Source organism: Roseivirga sp., assembly GCF_965216855.1.
Taxonomy (GTDB): Bacteria; Bacteroidota; Bacteroidia; order Cytophagales; family Cyclobacteriaceae; genus Roseivirga.
The window spans coordinates 3,816,642-3,836,206 of sequence record NZ_OZ244204.1 but is presented as its reverse complement, the minus strand read 5'-3'; the positions used below and the strand labels follow the sequence as shown (position 1 = coordinate 3,836,206).

General features: G+C 42.5%; 21 protein-coding genes. 16 read left to right on the top strand and 5 right to left on the bottom strand.

Annotated features, from left to right (window positions below; all coding sequences use genetic code 11):
* Positions 1-45 precede the first annotated feature (45 nt).
* Positions 46-1,386 (bottom strand): ABC transporter permease, encoded by a 1,341-nt coding sequence (locus tag ACOOEY_RS16940; protein ID WP_420385910.1) that lies wholly within the window; start codon positions 1,384-1,386, stop codon positions 46-48.
* Complete coding sequence (locus tag ACOOEY_RS16935) at positions 1,386-2,666, bottom strand: efflux RND transporter periplasmic adaptor subunit (protein WP_420385909.1); 1,281 nt, start codon at positions 2,664-2,666, stop codon at positions 1,386-1,388. The genes ACOOEY_RS16940 and ACOOEY_RS16935 overlap by 1 nt, the downstream gene beginning before the upstream one ends.
* Before the next feature lie 251 nt (positions 2,667-2,917).
* Here ACOOEY_RS16935 and ACOOEY_RS16930 point away from each other — a divergent pair, with 251 nt between their 5' ends.
* The 8 genes from ACOOEY_RS16930 to ACOOEY_RS16895 all read left to right on the top strand — a co-directional run bounded on the left by ACOOEY_RS16930 (position 2,918) and on the right by ACOOEY_RS16895 (position 11,064).
* Positions 2,918-4,783, top strand: coding sequence for an ABC-F family ATP-binding cassette domain-containing protein (locus ACOOEY_RS16930; protein ID WP_420385908.1), 1,866 nt, complete (start codon positions 2,918-2,920; stop codon positions 4,781-4,783).
* A gap of 3 nt (positions 4,784-4,786) precedes the next feature.
* Positions 4,787-5,704, top strand: a complete 918-nt coding sequence (locus tag ACOOEY_RS16925) for an adenylate/guanylate cyclase domain-containing protein (RefSeq protein ID WP_420385907.1) — start codon at positions 4,787-4,789, stop codon at positions 5,702-5,704.
* A 364-nt stretch (positions 5,705-6,068) separates the two neighbouring features.
* Positions 6,069-6,905, top strand: a complete 837-nt coding sequence (gene epsC, locus ACOOEY_RS16920) for a serine O-acetyltransferase EpsC (protein ID WP_420385906.1) — start codon at positions 6,069-6,071, stop codon at positions 6,903-6,905.
* Positions 6,902-7,780: a cysteine synthase CysM gene (gene cysM / locus ACOOEY_RS16915; RefSeq protein WP_420385905.1), complete on the top strand. Its 879-nt coding sequence runs from the start codon at positions 6,902-6,904 to the stop codon at positions 7,778-7,780. Before epsC ends, cysM begins: the two co-directional genes overlap by 4 nt.
* Before the next feature lie 83 nt (positions 7,781-7,863).
* Positions 7,864-8,346 (top strand): GNAT family N-acetyltransferase, encoded by a 483-nt coding sequence (locus ACOOEY_RS16910; protein WP_420385904.1) that lies wholly within the window; start codon positions 7,864-7,866, stop codon positions 8,344-8,346.
* An 86-nt stretch (positions 8,347-8,432) separates the two neighbouring features.
* A complete protein-coding gene (locus tag ACOOEY_RS16905; RefSeq protein WP_420385903.1) occupies positions 8,433-9,005 on the top strand; it encodes an NADAR family protein in 573 nt (190 codons plus the stop codon).
* 98 nt (positions 9,006-9,103) lie between these two features.
* Positions 9,104-9,946 (top strand): metallophosphoesterase, encoded by an 843-nt coding sequence (locus ACOOEY_RS16900; protein ID WP_420385902.1) that lies wholly within the window; start codon positions 9,104-9,106, stop codon positions 9,944-9,946.
* A 77-nt stretch (positions 9,947-10,023) separates the two neighbouring features.
* Positions 10,024-11,064: a serine hydrolase domain-containing protein gene (locus tag ACOOEY_RS16895; protein WP_420385901.1), complete on the top strand. Its 1,041-nt coding sequence runs from the start codon at positions 10,024-10,026 to the stop codon at positions 11,062-11,064.
* A 32-nt stretch (positions 11,065-11,096) separates the two neighbouring features.
* Here the strand turns inward: ACOOEY_RS16895 and ACOOEY_RS16890 are convergent, their stop codons facing one another.
* Entirely contained in the window at positions 11,097-11,507 is a 411-nt protein-coding gene (locus tag ACOOEY_RS16890) for an Lrp/AsnC family transcriptional regulator (protein ID WP_420385900.1), read from the bottom strand.
* A gap of 132 nt (positions 11,508-11,639) precedes the next feature.
* On the opposite strand from ACOOEY_RS16890, the gene ACOOEY_RS16885 reads away from it, so the two are divergent.
* The 3 genes from ACOOEY_RS16885 (at position 11,640) to ACOOEY_RS16875 (ending at position 14,268) form a co-directional block, all read left to right on the top strand.
* A complete protein-coding gene (locus ACOOEY_RS16885) occupies positions 11,640-12,911 on the top strand; it encodes a pyridoxal phosphate-dependent aminotransferase (RefSeq protein ID WP_420385899.1) in 1,272 nt (423 codons plus the stop codon).
* 101 nt (positions 12,912-13,012) lie between these two features.
* On the top strand, positions 13,013-13,501 hold the full coding sequence (locus ACOOEY_RS16880) for a GNAT family N-acetyltransferase (RefSeq protein WP_420385898.1): 489 nt from the start codon (positions 13,013-13,015) through the stop codon (positions 13,499-13,501).
* A gap of 80 nt (positions 13,502-13,581) precedes the next feature.
* On the top strand, positions 13,582-14,268 hold the full coding sequence (locus ACOOEY_RS16875; RefSeq protein ID WP_420385897.1) for a CPBP family intramembrane glutamic endopeptidase: 687 nt from the start codon (positions 13,582-13,584) through the stop codon (positions 14,266-14,268).
* 19 nt (positions 14,269-14,287) lie between these two features.
* Here ACOOEY_RS16875 and ACOOEY_RS16870 read toward each other — a convergent pair whose 3' ends face one another.
* Positions 14,288-15,010 carry a DUF4386 domain-containing protein gene (locus ACOOEY_RS16870; protein ID WP_420385896.1) on the bottom strand — a complete coding sequence of 241 codons (723 nt, stop codon included), beginning with the start codon at positions 15,008-15,010 and terminating at the stop codon, positions 14,288-14,290.
* Between the two features lie 97 nt (positions 15,011-15,107).
* Positions 15,108-16,094, bottom strand: coding sequence for an AraC family transcriptional regulator ligand-binding domain-containing protein (locus ACOOEY_RS16865; protein WP_420385895.1), 987 nt, complete (start codon positions 16,092-16,094; stop codon positions 15,108-15,110).
* 133 nt (positions 16,095-16,227) lie between these two features.
* On the opposite strand from ACOOEY_RS16865, the gene ACOOEY_RS16860 reads away from it, so the two are divergent.
* From ACOOEY_RS16860 to ACOOEY_RS16840, 5 genes are all read left to right on the top strand, one after another.
* Complete coding sequence (locus tag ACOOEY_RS16860; protein ID WP_420385894.1) at positions 16,228-17,004, top strand: glycerophosphodiester phosphodiesterase; 777 nt, start codon at positions 16,228-16,230, stop codon at positions 17,002-17,004.
* 194 nt (positions 17,005-17,198) lie between these two features.
* Entirely contained in the window at positions 17,199-17,591 is a 393-nt protein-coding gene (locus ACOOEY_RS16855) for a DUF4260 domain-containing protein (RefSeq protein WP_420385893.1), read from the top strand.
* Positions 17,575-18,327, top strand: coding sequence for a class I SAM-dependent methyltransferase (locus tag ACOOEY_RS16850; RefSeq protein ID WP_420385892.1), 753 nt, complete (start codon positions 17,575-17,577; stop codon positions 18,325-18,327). The genes ACOOEY_RS16855 and ACOOEY_RS16850 overlap by 17 nt, the downstream gene beginning before the upstream one ends.
* 88 nt (positions 18,328-18,415) lie before the next feature.
* On the top strand, positions 18,416-18,853 hold the full coding sequence (locus ACOOEY_RS16845; RefSeq protein WP_420385891.1) for a hypothetical protein: 438 nt from the start codon (positions 18,416-18,418) through the stop codon (positions 18,851-18,853).
* Between the two features lie 113 nt (positions 18,854-18,966).
* Positions 18,967-19,539 carry a TetR family transcriptional regulator C-terminal domain-containing protein gene (locus tag ACOOEY_RS16840; protein ID WP_420385890.1) on the top strand — a complete coding sequence of 191 codons (573 nt, stop codon included), beginning with the start codon at positions 18,967-18,969 and terminating at the stop codon, positions 19,537-19,539.
* The last annotated feature ends 26 nt before the right edge of the window (positions 19,540-19,565 follow it).

The window sequence follows — 19,565 nt, the reverse complement described above, 5'->3', positions numbered from 1 at the left end:
CGGTGTATAAAAGGCAAAATGCATACCAAAAGAGATCAATGAAAATTACTCGTACCGGAGACTGGTAATCGGATCCTGACTAGCCGCTCTCTTGGCCGGAGTAATACCGAAGATAATTCCTACTGTCACCGCGACACCAAAAGACAGACCGATAGACGAGAAGTGAACCAAAGTAGGTATATCAGCCAGTTGGCTAATTCCGAAAGCAATGGACAGGCCCAGAATGATACCGATCATTCCTCCGCTAAAACTGATCATGACCGACTCCAGTAGAAACTGATAGATAATATCCTTTTTGGTGGCCCCAATGGCCAGCCTTAATCCAATTTCCTTAATCCGCTCCAATACAGAAGCCAACATGATATTCATGATTCCAATACCACCGACTAATAGAGAAATACCAGCGATACCTCCCAGTACATAGTTGAATATACTTCTGGTCCTTTGTTGTTGCTTCAATAACAATTCGGGAATCGTGATTTCATAGTCAACCACCTGGCTGTGCTTTCGCTTCAACAGCTTGGAGATGACCTCCGCCATGGCATTCATCTTTTCTGAATCAGACACCTTGATCACTAAGCGATCCAGTTGATGGTAGTTCTTCGCTTTCCCTTCTCCTCCGCCCGTATTCTCATTTCTGATCGCTTCCTGAATAGCCGCATTAGAAACCATCGCTCTGTTCTCATAGCGCAGCAAAGCGGTACTTAAGGGCGTATAGACATCCATGTTATAATCTCTGATGCCCAGATTGGAAATGCTCTTATCAGAAATCAACCTCTCTTCTAATACCCCAATCACTTTAAGCCAGTGCTTACCCACTTTGATATATTTTCCCAGGGGCTCTTCACCGTTAAAGAACCTGGCAGCAATAGACTTTCCTATGATACAGACAGGTTTACCCAGGTCGAAGTGCTCCTGATTAAAGTATTTGCCCTGAGACAAATTGAATCCCGCAATCTCGAAATAGGAATTTTCTACCCCCACCAGTTTGGAGCTTCTGTGAAATGCATTTCTGGAAACTGAAGTCTCGATAATCACCTCCGGACTTATCACCTCAATGCCGGGAATAATGGTTTTAATACTTTCGACATCCAGAAAATTCAGTCCAATTGACAGGTTCTTCTCCTCCTGAACCTGTACGGATCCCTCTCCTCCGCCAAGGTCACCTTCAGACTGTTCAATAACCGGAGTGATAACAATATTATTGACACCCACTAATTTAATCTGCTCCAGAATCTCTTGCTGTGCTCCTGCACCAATGGCCAGCATGGCAATCACCGCAGCCACACCAAAAATAATCCCCAATGCCGTCAGTAAAGAGCGCACACGATTGGCAAACACTGCCTCGGTGGCAATGGCCATATTCGCCAGAATCTTCTTAACCATTACTGCTTATTTTGGGCTAATGACTTCTTGCCATCCAGGCGCTTTAAGCTCTTATCATCAATTCCAGAAGGATCAGATAAATATACGCTTTGCCCCTCTTCCAAACCGGCTTTGATAATTACCTGATCAGAGTTAGAGATACCCAGTTCAACCTCCTGTTTTACGATAGTCATACCATCTTTAAGGAGAACAAATGCAATTGAATCACCCTGGCTATGGACCGCCTCAACGGGAACAAACATAGCTTCTTCAATGACTCTGGCCACAATCCTGTTGCTGGTCGACATGCCCGGTCTTAAGGTAGTGTCTGACTCATTAATCTCAACCACTACTTCAAATACCTTTGAGTCTGAGTTAGGTCTTTGCTGGCCCATATTTGCCACACTGGTCACGGTACCTGTCAGTTTCTTATCTGGAAATGCATCTAAACCCAATTCAACAATTTGCCCGGTCGACACCGTATTAATATCTACCTCATTGATATAGGTTTTAGAAATCATATTCGTCAAGTCTGGCAAAGTAGCCACTACTGGTTCCCAGGCTGCTACACGTCCTCCCTGAGCTATCTTATTGCCTCTCCAGTCTCTTCTGTAAATGAGCATGCCAGATTCAGGTGCGGTGATGACAAACTGATCTGAAATCTCCTGTAGAAACTCCAGTCTTCTTTTGTCCTCGAGCATCTCGGCTTCCGAGGCCTCCACCTTGGCTTTAGCCTTCTCTAACTGCAGTTTATAATTCTCTTTGGTCTGATCGTATCTTTTCTGAGCACGATCCAGTTCCATGCGTTTCTCTTTTACCGTGGCAGGAGGCTCATACTGAGAGTTATCTAATACCAGTTTCTGCTTCTCCATCTCGAAAAGCATATTGTCCATTTCATCCCTGGCCTTGCGCAGTTCCATAGCCGTATCCAGTTTGGCTTCCTTGTACTGAGATGAACTGATAGTAAAATCACTGTTGGCCTGCTGAATCTTTTGACCGAGTTCTGACTGATCAAGTCTGGCCACATAGTCGCCTTTGTTGACTACTGTACCTTCATCGATAATATGACTGATAGTAGTTTCCCAGATATTGGCCTGGCGCATACCATCCGGGCCCATAATATCCACACTGTTCTTGGCATAGAGTTCTCCGCTGGCAGTTACTTCTGATCTGAATAAACCGACTTTGACCTGAGTCAGCACTTCCGTTTCTACTGAAGAGCCTCGATTAACTTTGGTAATAAAAAATATGATGAGGGCAGTGAAGAGGCCCACAATAAGGGTGACCGTTCGTTTTTTCATGAGGTGTTGAGATTTTGAGTTTGACTATAAGATTAGTTCATAAATGGCGTAAATAAAATTATTCCACAATATTTTAACATTATTTATTGCTCAATATTATGTGACTCTTGCTATGTTTCTAGGATGTCCGACAGAAGAAAAATGTTTGAAGCCCAAGTAAGAGACACATCAACAATTGCTAAGACTTTAAACACGAGAAAAGATTACAGCCATTCATGTAAATCCACTCTTCCACATTAGCTTTGCTCCCCATGAATTACTTATCGGTAGAAAACCTCAAAAAAACCTTCGGAGATAGAACCATACTCAATAGTATTTCCTTTGGTATCGCACAAGGGGAAAAAGTAGCCCTGGTTGGAGTCAATGGTTCTGGTAAATCTACCCTGCTGAAAATACTGACCGGTCTGGAGACTCCGGATTCAGGTGAAGTAGTATTCAGAAAAGACATTGTGGTGAAGCACCTGCTTCAAAATCCTGCCTTTCAAAAAGGGCAGTCGGTTATTGACGCAGTATTCGATGATAATAATCCTGAACATTCCATCCTAAAGAATTATGAGAAGGCACTTCTTAAATCCTTAACCGGACATGAAAACCATGAAGAGGTACAGCAACTGATTGAGCAGATCGATTCCAGAAACCTCTGGGACTTGGAAAGCCAGGCCAAACAAATCTTAGGCAAGCTGGGGCTCCATGACCTTACACAGGAAGTGCAGCTGCTATCCGGGGGACAACAAAAGCGAATTGCTTTAGCCTCTGTGCTCATTCAAAAGCCTGACCTGCTCATTCTCGATGAGCCTACCAACCACCTCGATATCGACACCATCGAATGGCTGGAAAAATACCTGAGCACAGCCAATATGTCCCTGATTCTCGTTACGCACGACCGCTATTTCCTGGAACAGGTTACCAATAACATTATTGAGCTCGAAATGGGTGAAGCCTTTACTTATCAGGGCGATTATGCCTATTTTCTTGAGAAGAAAGCCGAACGGGAAGCCAATGAAGCATCCAGTATCGACAAAGCTAAGAACCTCTACAGGAAAGAACTGGATTGGATAAGAAGACAACCTAAGGCCCGGGGTACCAAAGCCAAATACCGGGTCGATGCTTTCCAGGATACCAAAGAGAAAGCTTTCAGCGCCCAGAAGTCAGATTCATTAGAACTGAATGCTGCTGCTTCCAGACAAGGCAAAAAAATACTGGAAGTAGAACATCTAAGCCATGGCTTCGGAGAAAAGCAACTCATCAAAGACTTCAGCTATACCTTTCAACGCAGAGACAAAATTGGCATTGTCGGCCCTAACGGAAGTGGAAAGACTACCTTTATCCGCCTGCTTATGGGTGAACTCTCCCCCAACAGTGGAGAAATAGAAAAAGGGCAGACCACCAAGTTTGGTTATTACCGCCAAATAGAGGAAAGCTTCGACCCTAATCAAACCATTATTGACTTTGCCAAAAGCATTGCTGAAGTGGTAGAAGTGGGAAAAGGAAGAACCGTTCCTGTTTCTCAGTTTCTCACCAGATTCCTCTTCCCTGCCGATGTTCAATACAAACCAATCGCCAAACTGAGTGGTGGTGAAAAGCGAAGACTCCAGCTCTTAGAAATACTACTTCAAAGCCCCAATTTTCTGGTTCTGGATGAACCCACCAATGACCTCGACCTGATCACGCTCGGCACACTCGAGAACTACCTCGAACAATTTGAAGGCAGCGTAATTATTGTATCACACGACCGGTATTTCATGGACAGACTGGTAGACCATCTGTTTGTTTTTGACGGATCTGGTCAGATAAAAGACTATCCGGGTAACTACACAGACTTTAGAATGGATCAGGAAGTGCCTTCCGAGCCAGAATCGAAGAAAACTGAGATAAAAAAGGAAAAGTCGAGGGAACCAAATGAGAGGAAAAAGCTTTCATTTAAGGAACAACGGGAGTTTGAGCAATTGGAGGCAGAAATTCCAGGTCTTGAAAAGGAAAAAGCCGAATTGATTGAGCAGATGAATGTTGAGACAGACCATCAAAAACTCATGGACATCTCAAATAAGATCGAGGCCATATCCGAACAACTGGACGAAAAAGAACTTCGCTGGCTCGAGCTCTCTGAACTAGCGTAATGAATGGCGGTAATAGAATTAACTAATGATCATGTAAGCCTGGTGGCTGATACCAATAAATCAGTTTTAGAAAATACTCTGGCTGCAGGCATACCGCACACCCATGCATGTGGTGGCAATGCGCAATGTTCAACCTGTAGAGTCTATATAGAAGAAGGTATGGAAAATGTCTGCGAAAGAAACGAGAAAGAAAGCACACTGGCCCGTCAGTTAGGTCTCCTCAAAGAAGTGAGGCTTGCCTGCCAAACAAAAGTTAAAGGAGATGTAAAAATGCGTAGGCTGGTGCTGGATGAAATCGATGAAAAGATCATTCTAAGCCAGGATGTAAAAAAGACTCCCCGTAGCCTGGGCATTGAAAAAGATGCATCTATTCTCTTTGTCGATATCGCAGACTATACTGCCTTTACCGAAAAAACCCCTCCCTACGATGTTGTACATATATTGAACCGCTATTTCCATATTGCAGGGACCATTATTAAGAAACACGGTGGCCGTATCATAGACTATTATGGAGATGGCTTTCTGGCCATTTTTGGCTTGGATGACAATCCTGACCACTCGGAAAACCTGATTAAAGCCGGCTTCGAGTTAAAGACAGAAATCGACAAGTTTGACCATGCTGTTCATGAAATGACGCATAGTGACTTTAAAATCAGGTTGGGCGCCCATACCGGGAAAATTATCTGGGGTACCATTGGTATTGAAGGCATGCAGAAAGAAGCCGCCATCGGAGATACTGTCAACCTGGCCAGCAGAATAGAACAAGCCAACAAAGTCTTGAATACCCGTTTTTTAATTTCAGAAGCATTGTATCAGAAACTGCATAGCAAATGCTCGGTATGTCAGAGCTTTGAAATCAACGCTAAAGGCAAATCAGGAGTACAGAAAGTCTATTCACTCGATCAACACTTCCTCGATTAAGACATCGGTAATTACTGAACTTTAAGCCTGGTACTTCGTTGCTCTAAGTAATGAGCTCCAATGCACTTCTGTTTATTTATGGCTTTCTGATGGTTATATACAGCATCAGCTTCCTTTATTATATCAAGCAACGCAGTAAGCGAAAACATAACCAGAACAGAGCACTACAATTACCTTTATTTATGGCCTTTCTTATTGGGCCCCTATTGTTCTTCATGATCAACAATAACCAAAGAAGGGAAAAACGTAGATTTATGTCAGGCAATAAAAGGCGCTTTTCATAAGAAATGCACAACCAAAACCATGGGCTTGCGTGTAGTCAAAATCAATTGAACTCTTTTCGTCCATAATACCTTAGCGAAATATGAATCAGGAATTCATCAACAAACTATATATCAGACAGCAGGCTTGCCCCAGCTGTCCCTCCCCGGAAATAGTAGCCAACTGGTTCAATGAGCTACTAGGCACTATTTTTCCAGACTTCTCAAGACAGCAATTCAGCACCCAGAAAGAATTCGAATTGCACTTCGAAAAGCTGAAGCTTCAACTCCATCAAATCCTGTCGAGAAATCCGATTAAATCAGAAGATGAGCCTGACCATATTGCCGACCGATTCTTTGATGAATTGCCAGTCATTCACGAGATGCTGGAAGAAGACATTACAGCCATATTCGAAGGAGATCCGGCTGCCAAAAGCCGAACTGAGGTCATCAGAACATATCCAGGTTTTATCGCCATTGCCGCTCACAGGGTAGCTCACAACCTGAGTCTTCAGGGTGTCGGACTGATACCAAGGATCATCAGTGAATATGCCCATAGCAGAACAGGAATTGATATTCACCCGGGAGCGACCATTGGTCACTACTTCTGTATTGACCATGGAACGGGTATCGTGATTGGTGAAACCACACAAATTGGCGATCATGTTAAAATCTACCAGGGAGTTACGCTGGGTGGTCTCAGCGTTGACAAAAAAGACGCTAAAGTAAAAAGGCATCCCACTATAGGAGATAATGTGGTGATCTATGCCGGAGCTACAATCCTGGGAGGTAATACCGATGTAGGTCACGACTCTATTGTTGGGGGTAATGTATGGCTTACCCACAGTGTCCCTCCTTTCTCTAAAATCTATTACCAGGCTCAAATGCATCATGGTGATGGTGAAACCGATACGATCATATTCAAAGGCCAAAGCGCATGAAAATCGAAGAACTCATTGGCAATACCCCGCTAGTCGAATACCAACATCTGGCAATCAAACCGGGTGTAAAAATCTATGGTAAACTTGAAGGTAACAACCCCGGTGGAAGCGTTAAAGACCGGGCGGCCTATGGCATGATTAAAGGAGCGCTCGATCGTGGTGAAATTAAACGCGGAGATAAACTGGTTGAAGCTACCAGTGGAAACACAGGAATTGCATTGGCCATGATCGCCAGCATGATGGGAGTGGAAATGACTTTGATTATGCCCGACAACTCCACTCGCGAAAGAGTCTTGAGTATGGAAGCCTATGGTGCCAAAGTAATCCTTACCCCTGCCAAACAAACCATAGAATATAGCAGAACACTGGCTGAACAAATGGCTAAAGAGGAAGGCTACTTTATGCTCAACCAATTTGCAAATGCCGACAACTATGGCCAACACTATAAAACAACAGGCCCTGAAATATGGCGTGACACCGATGGTAAAATCACCCATTTCGTTTCTGCTATGGGTACTACAGGTACGATCATGGGCGTATCCAGATTCCTTAAGGAGCAAAATCCTCAGGTACAGATTGTAGGAACTCAGCCAACTGATGGCTCCAGTATTCCCGGCATCAGACGATGGTCTCCTGAATTCTTACCCAAAATCTTTGAACCATCAAGAGTCGATCGGGTCATTGATGTGAGTGAAGCCGAGGCCACTACCATGACACGCACTATGGCCAAAAAAGAAGGTATTCTGGCTGGAATGAGCTCCGGGGGAGCACTACATGCCGCGCTGAAAATCGCTGAAGAAATAGAAGAAGGCGTGATAGTCCATATAGTCTGCGACCGGGGCGACCGATATCTCAGCAGCGACTTGTTTGGATAAGATGTTATACCACCTCTATTTCGAAACACACTTTAAGGCTGCCAATAAGCCATGAGGAATTACCCGTTCATAACCCATCCGCAATGATCCACATCAGACAGGCTACAGAGAAAGATGTAGATATACTTTTTGACCTCATCATGGCCATTGCCAGATTTCATCATCAGGAGGAATACGTGATTACTTCCAAAGAGGAAATGCTGCAGTCAGGATTTATGGAAAACCCAAAGTTTGGAGCCCTGATAGCGGAGTTCGAAGGCCAGGCCGTTGGCTACCTCTCCTACACTTGGAATTACTCCATCTGGGGTGGATGCGAGTACATGAACCTGGACGACCTGTTTGTCATGAGTGAGTACCGAAGTAAAAAGGTGGGAAATCAACTAATGCAACAGGCCAAAAACCTCTGTCGGCAACAAAACATTGGATTCATCAAGTGGGAAGTAGAAAAGGACAATGACAGAGCGATTGGTTTCTACAAAAACCTGGGTGCCCAAATGGCCGAAAAAGGAATTTTCAAATGGGACTTATCTACTGCTGACTTCCGAACAAATGAGGTTGTCAGTTAATGGTCAAGACTCATTTCCGAATTTATTAGATATCATACTTTTACAACTTTGTAATCCTTTAGAAATTCAATACACTCTAACACGTAATGCCTTCAAGTAAGTACAATATAGATTGGCTCAAAAAAGAGATAGAAAATGGCACTTCTCTTAAGTACTTGTTCTTTTGGGGTCATAATTCCAATGGCATTGACAAAGTTGGGCATTGGTGTTTAAGTCAATGGTACGAGAGTCCATTTATAGTTGATGGTATTACCTACAAGACTACAGAACACTGGATGATGTCACAGAAAGCCCTACTCTTTAATGACATTCAACAACATGAAAAAATAATAGCCTCTAAAAAACCAGGTGAAGTCAAGGACCTGGGGCGTCAGGTACGGGGATTTGACGAAGATGTTTGGGCAGAGAAACGATATGAAATAGTTCGAGTTGGAAACGTCAATAAATTCTCGCAAAACCCGGAGCTTCAGGAGTATCTAATAAATACCAAAAACAGAATATTGGTAGAGGCCAGTCCAGTCGATCAAATCTGGGGCGTAGGTCTATCTAAAGAATCACCAAAAATAAACAATGTATACTCTTGGAGAGGGTCAAACTTATTAGGATTTGCATTAATGGAAGTGCGTGATTTTCTAAGGGACAGTCCTAGTGGCTTCTAGAAATCACTGAGTATAAGGATCGGTACAACACTGGTATTCTCCGATAACTCTGTACCTTCTGTCTACTCCATTCGTCTTCACAATAAATCCCTCAAGACATGGACCGAAGGAAGTTTATTAAAAAAGCGACACTAGGCACCCTGGGCACCGGTGTACTTACCGGTCTTTATGCCTGGCAAATAGAACCCTTTTGGTTGGAGTTTGTGTATAGAAAAATGCCCATTACCAATCTTCCTGAATCATTAGTCGGGAAGAAGCTTATGCAGATCAGTGATGTCCATATCGGAAATCGGTTCGACTATCAATACATTATTGATTCCTTCCAAAAGGCCCAACTACTCAACCCCGACTTTGTAGTCTATACCGGAGACTATGTAACTTATGAAAACGAAGAACAATTCAGGCAGTTGAATGAAGTACTAAGGCATTCGGTTAAAGGCAAACTGGCCACTGTGGGTATTCTGGGCAATCACGATTATGGCAAAAACTGGGCTGAAAGAGATGTGGCTGATGAGGTTAGTGCTTTGCTTCATCAATCCGGTATTGATGTACTCAGGAATCAACAAGCGGATTTTAACGGTTTAAATATTATCGGCTTTGACGATTTCTGGGCTGTGAATTTCAAGCCCGAGAAAGTCATGTCTCACTATGATAATACCAAAGCCAACCTTTTGCTATGTCATAATCCCGATGTTTGTGATCTCAATGTCTGGAACCACTATAAGGGATGGATCCTTTCAGGCCACACTCATGGCGGACAGTGTAAACCTCCATTCTTAAAAGCTCCAATGCTACCTGTTCAGAATAAAAAATACGCCCGGGGAGAGATTAACCTGGGAGATGGCAGAATGCTTTATGTGAACCGGGCTATAGGCCATCTATGGCAAGTCAGGTTCAACGTAAGACCGGAAATCACCATTTTCGAATTAGAGCAAGGCTAATTACCCGGCCTGTCTAATTTCATTTTCGTAACTTCCCATAAAACCAGGCTTCCAAGACACACCTTTCATTTTTTAAGATGACCAAATCCAAAAAGAACCTGCTCAGAATTGGTTTTATTGCTATCTCCATTATATGCACCGCTATATTCACCCCATGGATATTCCTCAGAATCTGGCTTACTCCCCTACCGGATACTGTGCAGGAACAGGTAGATGAGGCCATGAACTACGGATTAGACGGTATGATCGTCTATGTAGACCAGCAAGGCCATGAACCAGGGTTCTATGCCTCCGGTTGGAAGAACCGGGAAAACAAGATACCTGCTAAGCCTGATGATCTATTCAAAATTGCCAGTATCAGTAAACTCTACATAGCCGCAGCCACCGTCAGGTTGGTCCATGAACAAAGATTGTCGCTCGATAAAACCCTGGCCGAATACCTACCTGACCTGGCGCAAAGAATAGAATATGCTGACCAGATTACCCTGCAAATGCTCATTCAGCACCGTAGTGGTATTCCAAACTTCACAGATGAGCCTGATTTCCCCTGGGACAATCCACCAAAAGGAAATAGGGTAGCCGTAGCTCCCATTCTGGACAAACCTGCCGATTTTAAACCTGATGCCAGCTATAGTTACTCCAACACCAATTATGTGTTAATCGGGGAAATAATGGATAGAACCCTGGGGTATAGCCATCATCAATATATTAAAGAAACCATTTTAGCCCCCTTAGGCCTGACTCATACCTTCAGTACACTAGGTGATGTTGATCCCGAAAAAGTAACCAGTGGCTATTATGTGGGCTACGAACCAGACATTAAGATGAACGATTACAGCCTGCCCGGAGGCTCCATGGTGGCCACTGCAGAAGATGTAGGGATTTTTCTTCGGGCCCTGATTGATGGTACCCTCCTCACTGATGAAGAACAGGCTATCTATTCAGAAGTCTATGGTTATGAGCATACGGGACTGTTACCGGGATATCAAAGCATTGCCCGCTATCATGCTGATATCGATGCCGTGGTCATAGAATTCACCAACACCAGTGGGGCAAAAAGCTGGACCATTGCTGAAATACTATACAAACGGATTGTCAGGATTTTGGAGAATCGCTAAACTAACGATGTTGGTTTTAATCTAACCGTACCTTATAGTTTAGACAGAATCATAAAGGTAGTTGTGTCGGCATAATCCATTAATCGATCCAACAAATTCTGTAGAGCTGTCCGTGACCTGACCAAAACTCTTAAGTGTAAGTTTTGATCACCCGTGATCCGATGCGCCTCCATAACTTCAGTGTACTTTTTGACATTATCCATAACGTATTTCAGCTTTCCTGGAAAAACATCCAATAAGATAAACGCCTCTATTCCAAATCCCAATTGTGATTTATCTACTTCCAGACTGTATTTTGTTATTATTCCAAGACTCTCTAGTCTCTGTACTCTCTCTCTAACCGCAGAAGGAGATAATCCTATCTGCCTTCCCAATTCTGCATATGATAAACGCGAGTTGCTCATTAAGGCACTGAGCAACCTTTCATCAATACTATCAACCATAAAACACACGCGTAAACCTCCAAAATAAAGTGAATTCCATTGAAAAACACGTATTGAAGCAACGAATCCATTTCTCGTTGCTTTTCACTGAATCTAATTTTGAAACTCCATCAACTAACAAAGATTCAAAAGATGTCAAGTAAACGATTTAAACTTCTTAATATAGATTATGCTCCGGGTCAGGAAGGTCAGCCAAGACGGGAAGAATTAAAAAAACTCATTATCGGTGATAAGCTATCAGGAGGTCTCGTCAACTTCTCTCATGGAGATATAGACAGCTTTCAACCTATACCAGATAGTGAAATAGAGTGGCTGCGAGGTTTCGTGAGCGGAACAAGTCAGGCATATACAAAATACCGGGGGGCCGAACATATTCTGGAAATGTTGGCCAAGTCTCTTACCAATTTCACCGAAAGCCCAATAGATCATAAAAAAGAGTTGATTATTACCCCTGGGACACAAGGTGCACTATTTCTAGCCATGGCTGCCAACATAAGTAATCATTCGAAAGTGGCTATTGTAGAACCAGACTATTTCGCCATAAGAAAAACTATTCATTTTCTGGGTGCCGAACCAGTACCACTAAGCTTAAACTATCTAAGGAAAGAAGGTCCTGAGCTTGACTTGGACAAACTGGAGCATCTTTTTAAACAAGGGGTGAACCACTTTGTGTTTTCTAACCCAAATAACCCAACCGGACTAATTTACTCCCCAGAGACAATTAAGGAAATTGCCAGTCTTGCACTTAAATATAATGTATCAGTTATCGCAGATCAGTTATACTCGAGAATGATCTATTCGGGTGAAAAATTCACACATATTAGGTCTATGAAGTCTCTACCTGACAACTTGATCACTCTAATGGGCCCCTCTAAAACAGAGTCCATGAGCGGGTTTAGAATCGGAGTAGCATTTGGAACAGATCAAACCATAGACAAAATGGAACGGATCCAGGCAATAGTTTCATTAAGAGCCTCCGGATATAGTCAGGCTGTACTTAAGTCCTGGTTTAATGAACCTATAGTATGGATGAAAGATCGAATTAAACAGCACGAAATAATTAGAAATGAACTAGTAAGTATTTTTAGAGAAGAAGGGCTAGCGTTGGCTAAACCACAAGGTGGTTGTTACCTATTTATACACTTACCTCCTCTAATCGTTGATTTCAATACTTTCATTCTCTTGCTCAGATATCAGGCCAATGTGACCGTAACTTCAGGAGCTCAATTTTCACCAAAAGCCAAAAACTGTATAAGGTTAAACTTTTCTCAAAGTCGGGATAATGCAATCTCAGGTGCCAAACGAATTGTTAGGATGATAAAGCTTTATGAAATCTCACCGAAAGATCAGGAGACTTCTCTAAGATTATCGGAAGAATTCCAGAGAAGGTATAAAACCCAATGATAGTTTCAATTGGTGAGTTTCATATCAGACTTAAGCATTAAATTTGAAACTTTAGAAACTCACCAATTGTCACAAATTAATAGTTTTTAATATACCTGTATATGCTGACAATACTGATCAGAAAAGGAAGCTTAAACGACCTGAACACACTCCAATCACTATTTACAGCAACCATTCAGACAGTTTGCAGAGCAGATTACAATGAAGAGCAAATCAGAGTATGGTCTTCCGGAGCGAAAAACCAGGAGCGCTGGTACGACATCTTAACAAAACAGGAAGTCTTTGTAGCTGAAATCAACAATCAGGTAGTAGGGTTTACTACCCTCTATCAGGGCAGTTACATCGACATGTTTTATGTACACAAGGATTTTCAGGGAATGGGAATAGCCAGAAAGCTATATACCCAAACGGAACAACTTGCCAAAACCATCGGCTCTGTGAAGCTCAGCGCTCATGTGAGTATTACTGCCAGACCTTTCTTCGAACGTTCAGGCTTCAGGGTAGTCAAACAACAAACGGTAATGAGAGAAGAGGTAACCCTCATCAATTACCATATGGAAAAAATACTGGCGAATAACCCTGTTAGCTGAGCTCTCAACCTCTTGCCATAGTTCATTAGGAAGGGTTCCGTTTTTTGAACAGTTTCATTCCTTACCATTTGCACGTCCCTATGATTGGCATTCTTGTAGCCCTCATTCTATCCTGGTTATTACTCCATTTCATTGAAAAGAAAAGCATTCTGGCACTTGGCCTTTGGCCCATTGGGCTAAGATTGAAACAATTTGGTCTAGGGTTGATGATTACCTCCCTGCTTTGCCTTGGGGTAGAATTTCTTGAAAAAGTATTGAGTAGTGCCGAATGGACAATAAATGACAATATGCTTTCCATTGAACTCCTGCAGCGTTTTTGGTGGGACTTTCGATCTGTATTAACTGAAGAATTACTCTTTAGGGGAGCCCTGTTATACATACTTATTCAACGCTTAGGCGAAAAGAAGGCCATATTGATATCAGCCATTGCCTTTGGTATATACCACTGGTTCTCGTTTGGAATAATCGGTAACCTGGTCCCAATGATTGTGGTGTTCCTGGGTACAGGTCTTATGGGATATGTCTGGGGACTGGCATTTGCCAAAACCAGGTCAATACTCTTGCCATTAGGGCTTCATCTTGGTTGGAACTTCACCCTGAACAGTATGTTCTCCCAGGGTCCTCTTGGCGAAGGATTGGTTAATATCCAAAATGCGCAAGCCATCAGTGACTTCTTCTCTCTGGTTGGACTTTGGGGAGTACCCGTTATTCTTTGGCTGATTGTAAGCTTCATGTTCAAAAGACATGAAGTGCAAGGAAAGCATTAGTCAAAGCTCACTCTGGTCATTATGATGGCCTCAGTTTCATCCTGTAAGTATCCCTGGCACCTTTGATAAGGAAGTACAAGGTCAATTCCACTTCACCCAGAGCAGCAGATAAACCAACTACCCAGGCCAGCCAGGCTTCATTACCCGGAAATAGAAAATTTCCGAAACTCTCCATAAGATAACCTATACCTGCCAACAACATAAAGTAGCCAAAGAATTGAGGTATGATACCCGATCGGTTCAGCAAAAGCCCCAATAAAAAGCAGTGAACCCCAAAGAATACACCGGCAATCAAATAGCCATATTGATGTGCATGCATAAACATCAGGCTCAGAGACTCCAGTTGTTGCGGTTCCAAAGTAGCCAAAGCCCCTCCACTGCCCAGCACATAAAAAGCCATATAATGATTCAACAGATTGAGTGAACCAATGGCAGGATGCGCCAATAAACGTAAAGCGGAAGAAGTCATGGCCAAAGTCTTACCAAATGGCTTCAACATTTGGTAGAACAGAATAGATACGACCAGATCCAAAGTAAAAGCTATCAGGTCGGCTACCAGACCGATTCTGAATAAGCCTTCATTTTCAATAATATTGGCAGCAGTCAATGCTGCATCATCAGGCACTACGATATTGGCCCGAACATAGCCCTGACTAAATCCGGCACAAATAATCACCAACAGATACAAAAAACCAGTAATTCTAATCTGCCTGACGTTCATGAGTTGCTTGTGAGTTGTCATCTTCATCATTTAAATACCGGGGTAATTTGCTATGAATCAGATGAATGTGCTTGACCTTTGGGGCCATGCTTTAGACAGTTGAGGCCAAAAACTGAGTTCAGGCGAATTTTCGGTAATCAACAGGCGACTGCCCCATCCACCTTTTAAAAGCACGGTTAAAAGCGCTTTGCTCAGAGAAACCAGTTTGGAAAGCTATTTCTGCCATAGATTGCTGAGAGCTCTTCAGCAAGTGAGTAGACATTTCCTTTTGAATCTGTTGGACCTGATCTCTAAAAGTGAGCCCTTTTTCTGACAGCCTCCTTTTCAATGTTCTTGTACTCATACCCAGATGATCGGCTACCTGAGCCACACTGGGAATACCACTGGGAAGGGATTGCTCGATGATATTTGAGATTTTACCTAAAAACTGATCAGCAGATTTTTGTATACCTTCCAATTCCTCATCCATCCTATCTACAAAAAACTGATGTATACTTTGATCAGCTTTAAGGGTAGGCACATCCAAATCAGCCGTATTGAATTCAATGCTATTCTGCTCTTGTCCAAAGAGTACAGGACAACCCAAAAAAGACTCAAACGCCTGCCTGCCTTCCGACTGATGTTTAAAATGTATGCTTACCGGTCTGATTTTACGCCCTGTTATCTCCTCCAGTATAACAGTCAACATAACAAAGGTGGCCTCGTTGGCCGTTCTGACTCCTACTCTTAAGGCATCCCTTTCCAAAGCGGTCTTGGTAATGCTCCCCTGTTCATTAACAGATATGCTTCCATGATCTGTGACCAGCACCATAAATCGCTGAGTACGGTATAGAACTTCACTTGCCTTCCAACAAGTACGCCAGGAAAGACCTAATGTACCATAGTCTTCGGAGGTAAATTGCTTCCCTTGCCTCAGACCAAAACCGGCTGCAAGATGAGCTTCCGCCAATTCGTAAACGTCAAAAAGTAAGTGGATAGGAACGTACTTATGATCTTCTCTGATCTCTTGCAGTTCATCGTGGCCGGAGAGCAGCTGTTTTGGAAGGCCTTCGCTGATTGCCAGGCTTTTTGCTTTTCTGTAAATACTGGCATTCACAAAGGGCATGGTACTAAAATAAGCAATCGAACATTATGTAGGGCTAAAGAAGTAGTGCAAACTCAAAATTCAGCATTACACCTTAAATCCAGCCTAATTTTCTGTTACTTCATGAGCCGAAAACACCAAAGAAAAACAAACCATGAAGAAGCTGATTTTATGCTGTCTTTTTACCTTCAGTATGCTGATGTCTCAAGCCCAGATTAAAGTAATCGCTCACCGAGGTTTTTCAGGAATTGCACCTGAAAACACCCTGGCTGCATTTCAAAAAGCCATTGACTACGGCATTCCATATTTTGAGCTTGACATCCATAAAACCAAAGACGATTCGGTAGTCGTTATCCACGACAGTTCTATAGACCGGACTTCTTCCAATGGGATGAAGGGTAAAGTATCCCAAATGACTTTTGAAGAGTTATCCAGGGCGAGAGTTGGCTATCCGGAAAAATTCGACAGTGAGTTCAAGGATGAAAAAGTACCCACGCTAAGAGAAGCCCTGTTACTGGCCAAAGGTAAAATTAAGGTCTGTCTGGAAATTAAGGTAACAGGAGCTGAAGAACAGGTGGTGGCTTTATTGAACGAGCTCAATATGAAAGACGAGGTCATTATATTTTCTTTCCTCTACCCTGCTCTGGCAAAAATTCGTCAGTTGGACAGTGACCTGGACATACTCTATCTAATGGGTAGTGCCGATGAAAGCACTATCGATTATGCCAAGGTAATTAATGCTCAGGCTATTGGTGTTGGAGGTGGAACTAAGTTAAGCCCTGAGTATATCAGGAAAGCGCATGATGAAGGTCTTGAAGTATGGCGCTGGACGGTTGATGATGAAAAAACCATGAAAGAGCTTATAAACCTGGGCATAGACGGTATTATCTCAAACTATCCTAACCGGGTGGTAAAACTACTAGGTCAATAATACAGCACTAACATTCATATTTTGATAAAAAATCACAGAAAACACGATTTTATTGTAATTTTGAATGAACGAAGCTGGGAATTCATAACACCCAACAAGCACACAAGCCAGAACGGTAGGCATTTTTCTAATGGACAATAAACACTTTTTGATGCATGAAGCATCTGATTAATTAAGTCATGAAAGCACAGTCCATGAAAAACAATATCAAACTCGAAGAGCTGGCCATGTTCGGGCTATCAATTTACCTCTTCAACCAAACAGATTTTAGCTGGTGGTGGTATCCGCTACTCATTCTCACGCCCGATCTTGGTATGATAGGTTATGCTTTGAACACCCGAACAGGTGCCATTAGCTACAACCTGTTTCATCATAAAGGCATAGCTCTTATCGTTCTTGTGGCAGGTTGGTATTTTAATGATAACTGGCTTGAACTGGCAGGTATCATTTTATTTGGACATGCCAGTATGGATAGAATTTTTGGCTACGGCCTGAAGTATAATGATCATTTTAAACACACACACCTGGGCTGGATAGATGAATCATCTCAACCCAACCCACCAACACAATATGAAAAAAGCAATTGACAGATTCTCCAAACAATCAGACACATACAGGAAATTCCGACCGGTTTATCCTCAGGAGCTTTATGACTTTTTATTCTCCCGATGTGAGACCTTTGATCACGCCTGGGACTGCGGTACCGGTAATGGGCAGGTAGCTGCTGAATTGGCCAAAAAATTTAAAAAGGTAACCGCTACAGATATCAGTCAAAAACAGCTGAACCATGCAGAGCCCTGTCCCAACATTCAATTCAAGGTCAGCAGGGCTGAAAATACAGACTTTGGCAATTCCTGTTTCGATCTTATTACCGTAGGCCAGGCCATTCACTGGTTCGATATTCCAGCTTTCTTTGGCGAAGCCGAAAGGGTTCTCAAACCCGGAGGATTGCTGGCTTTTTGGGGTTATGGTCTGCTTAGGGTGAATGCCCTAATCGATCAACTGATAGATCACTTTTACACCCATGCAGTAGGCCCCTTATGGGACTTTGAACGCAAACACGTAGATAGCAACTATGAAAGTATTGCATTTCCCTGGCAGGAAATAGATACCCCAAAAGATATCGGTATTACAACTACGTGGACAATCGATGAGTTTGAAGGCTATTTTAACTCGTGGTCTGCTGTTCAAAATTATAAAGAAGCCCATAATGGAGAAAACCCGGTAGATCAACTGATGAATGAAGTGGGTAAGGTCTGGAGATCAGGAACGCAAATGGTAAGTTTTCCGATATTCATCAAAGCCGGATTGAAATCATCATAGAACTAAACTGTTCTGGTAGTTTATTATCTTGAAGATGAAGATTTCCGGAAAGCCAATCCGGATCAGGCTTAACTTCAAAACCTATATTATGGAAACCGATCTATTCTTTCAAGTACTCAATTCAGTTGTTAGTATTGCTGTAGCCATCATGGTGATCAGCCAGCTTAGGCAGCTGAAACTTTCCCTTAATTCATCGGCTCAGGTAGGACTCTATGGCCAAAACGCTGAAGTAAGAAAAATGATCAGCTCCGACCCGGAACTCTATCCCTATTTTTTCGAGCAGAAGGCTCTAGATGAAAATGCCAGCGCAGACCTGAAGGTCAAAGTAAAAATGACGGCTATGATGTACCTGAGCTATTTTGAAAACCTGGTAACGCAGGAGCAAAATCTTCATAAGAAACACAGAAATACCTGGGCCAATCAGTTTGTGAAAAAATCTATTCAACAGTCTCCGGTCATGAAAGAGATATTAGAGAATGAGCCTGACATCTATGTGAAGGAGTTGAAAGACTGCTGTTTAGACTAAAAGCTGTTCATCAGTTAAATGACATTTCTATTCAACAGATTCAATAAATAGACTCAATTGATTTTGGTAATTCATTCCATTTGTATTCCTTTGTAGACGACTGGTCTAATATTATGAAAGAAGGTACCATAGAGCATATTTTACAAATCGGAACTGATCTGATCATCAGAAACGGTTTTCATAATATTGGACTGAAGAAAATTCTCGATGAGGCAGGAATTCCAAAAGGCTCCTTCTACTACTATTTCAACAGTAAGGACGACTTCGGACAAAAAGTGATCAATTACTACAGCAAAGGAGTAGAAGAATTCCTCAGAGGGAAGCTGGAAAGCCAGAAAATTGAGCCTAAACAAAGAATCATTGATCTTCTTGAGTCCATGAAGGCAGTATATAAGGATGAGGATTTTGCCAGAGGCTGCTTACTGGGAAATAGTAGTCTTGAACTATCAGCTCAAAATACCTCCTTCGCTACCCTAATTGATGAGAGCTTTAACAGATGGCAAAAACTGTTCTCAACAGCAATAGAAGAAGGCCAAAAATCAGGCAACATCAAGCGCAGCATGTCTCCCGACCAGTATGCATCATTCATACTCAATAGCTGGGAAGGTGCATTGGTAAGAATGAAATCTACCAAAAACAATGAGCCACTGGATCTGCTGATTGATGTACTGAAAAACATGCTTTAAAAAATTTTGAACATTTACTAGACGAC

Coding starts and splice junctions, on each gene's coding strand:
- ACOOEY_RS16940 (WP_420385910.1), bottom strand. CDS start 1,386: ATGGTTAAGAAGATTCTGGCGAATATGGCCATTGCCACCGAGGCAGTG.
- ACOOEY_RS16935 (WP_420385909.1), bottom strand. CDS start 2,666: ATGAAAAAACGAACGGTCACCCTTATTGTGGGCCTCTTCACTGCCCTC.
- ACOOEY_RS16930 (WP_420385908.1), top strand. CDS start 2,918: ATGAATTACTTATCGGTAGAAAACCTCAAAAAAACCTTCGGAGATAGA.
- ACOOEY_RS16925 (WP_420385907.1), top strand. CDS start 4,787: ATGGCGGTAATAGAATTAACTAATGATCATGTAAGCCTGGTGGCTGAT.
- epsC (WP_420385906.1), top strand. CDS start 6,069: ATGAATCAGGAATTCATCAACAAACTATATATCAGACAGCAGGCTTGC.
- cysM (WP_420385905.1), top strand. CDS start 6,902: ATGAAAATCGAAGAACTCATTGGCAATACCCCGCTAGTCGAATACCAA.
- ACOOEY_RS16910 (WP_420385904.1), top strand. CDS start 7,864: ATGATCCACATCAGACAGGCTACAGAGAAAGATGTAGATATACTTTTT.
- ACOOEY_RS16905 (WP_420385903.1), top strand. CDS start 8,433: ATGCCTTCAAGTAAGTACAATATAGATTGGCTCAAAAAAGAGATAGAA.
- ACOOEY_RS16900 (WP_420385902.1), top strand. CDS start 9,104: ATGGACCGAAGGAAGTTTATTAAAAAAGCGACACTAGGCACCCTGGGC.
- ACOOEY_RS16895 (WP_420385901.1), top strand. CDS start 10,024: ATGACCAAATCCAAAAAGAACCTGCTCAGAATTGGTTTTATTGCTATC.
- ACOOEY_RS16890 (WP_420385900.1), bottom strand. CDS start 11,507: ATGGTTGATAGTATTGATGAAAGGTTGCTCAGTGCCTTAATGAGCAAC.
- ACOOEY_RS16885 (WP_420385899.1), top strand. CDS start 11,640: ATGTCAAGTAAACGATTTAAACTTCTTAATATAGATTATGCTCCGGGT.
- ACOOEY_RS16880 (WP_420385898.1), top strand. CDS start 13,013: ATGCTGACAATACTGATCAGAAAAGGAAGCTTAAACGACCTGAACACA.
- ACOOEY_RS16875 (WP_420385897.1), top strand. CDS start 13,582: ATGATTGGCATTCTTGTAGCCCTCATTCTATCCTGGTTATTACTCCAT.
- ACOOEY_RS16870 (WP_420385896.1), bottom strand. CDS start 15,010: ATGACAACTCACAAGCAACTCATGAACGTCAGGCAGATTAGAATTACT.
- ACOOEY_RS16865 (WP_420385895.1), bottom strand. CDS start 16,094: ATGCCCTTTGTGAATGCCAGTATTTACAGAAAAGCAAAAAGCCTGGCA.
- ACOOEY_RS16860 (WP_420385894.1), top strand. CDS start 16,228: ATGAAGAAGCTGATTTTATGCTGTCTTTTTACCTTCAGTATGCTGATG.
- ACOOEY_RS16855 (WP_420385893.1), top strand. CDS start 17,199: ATGAAAAACAATATCAAACTCGAAGAGCTGGCCATGTTCGGGCTATCA.
- ACOOEY_RS16850 (WP_420385892.1), top strand. CDS start 17,575: ATGAAAAAAGCAATTGACAGATTCTCCAAACAATCAGACACATACAGG.
- ACOOEY_RS16845 (WP_420385891.1), top strand. CDS start 18,416: ATGGAAACCGATCTATTCTTTCAAGTACTCAATTCAGTTGTTAGTATT.
- ACOOEY_RS16840 (WP_420385890.1), top strand. CDS start 18,967: ATGAAAGAAGGTACCATAGAGCATATTTTACAAATCGGAACTGATCTG.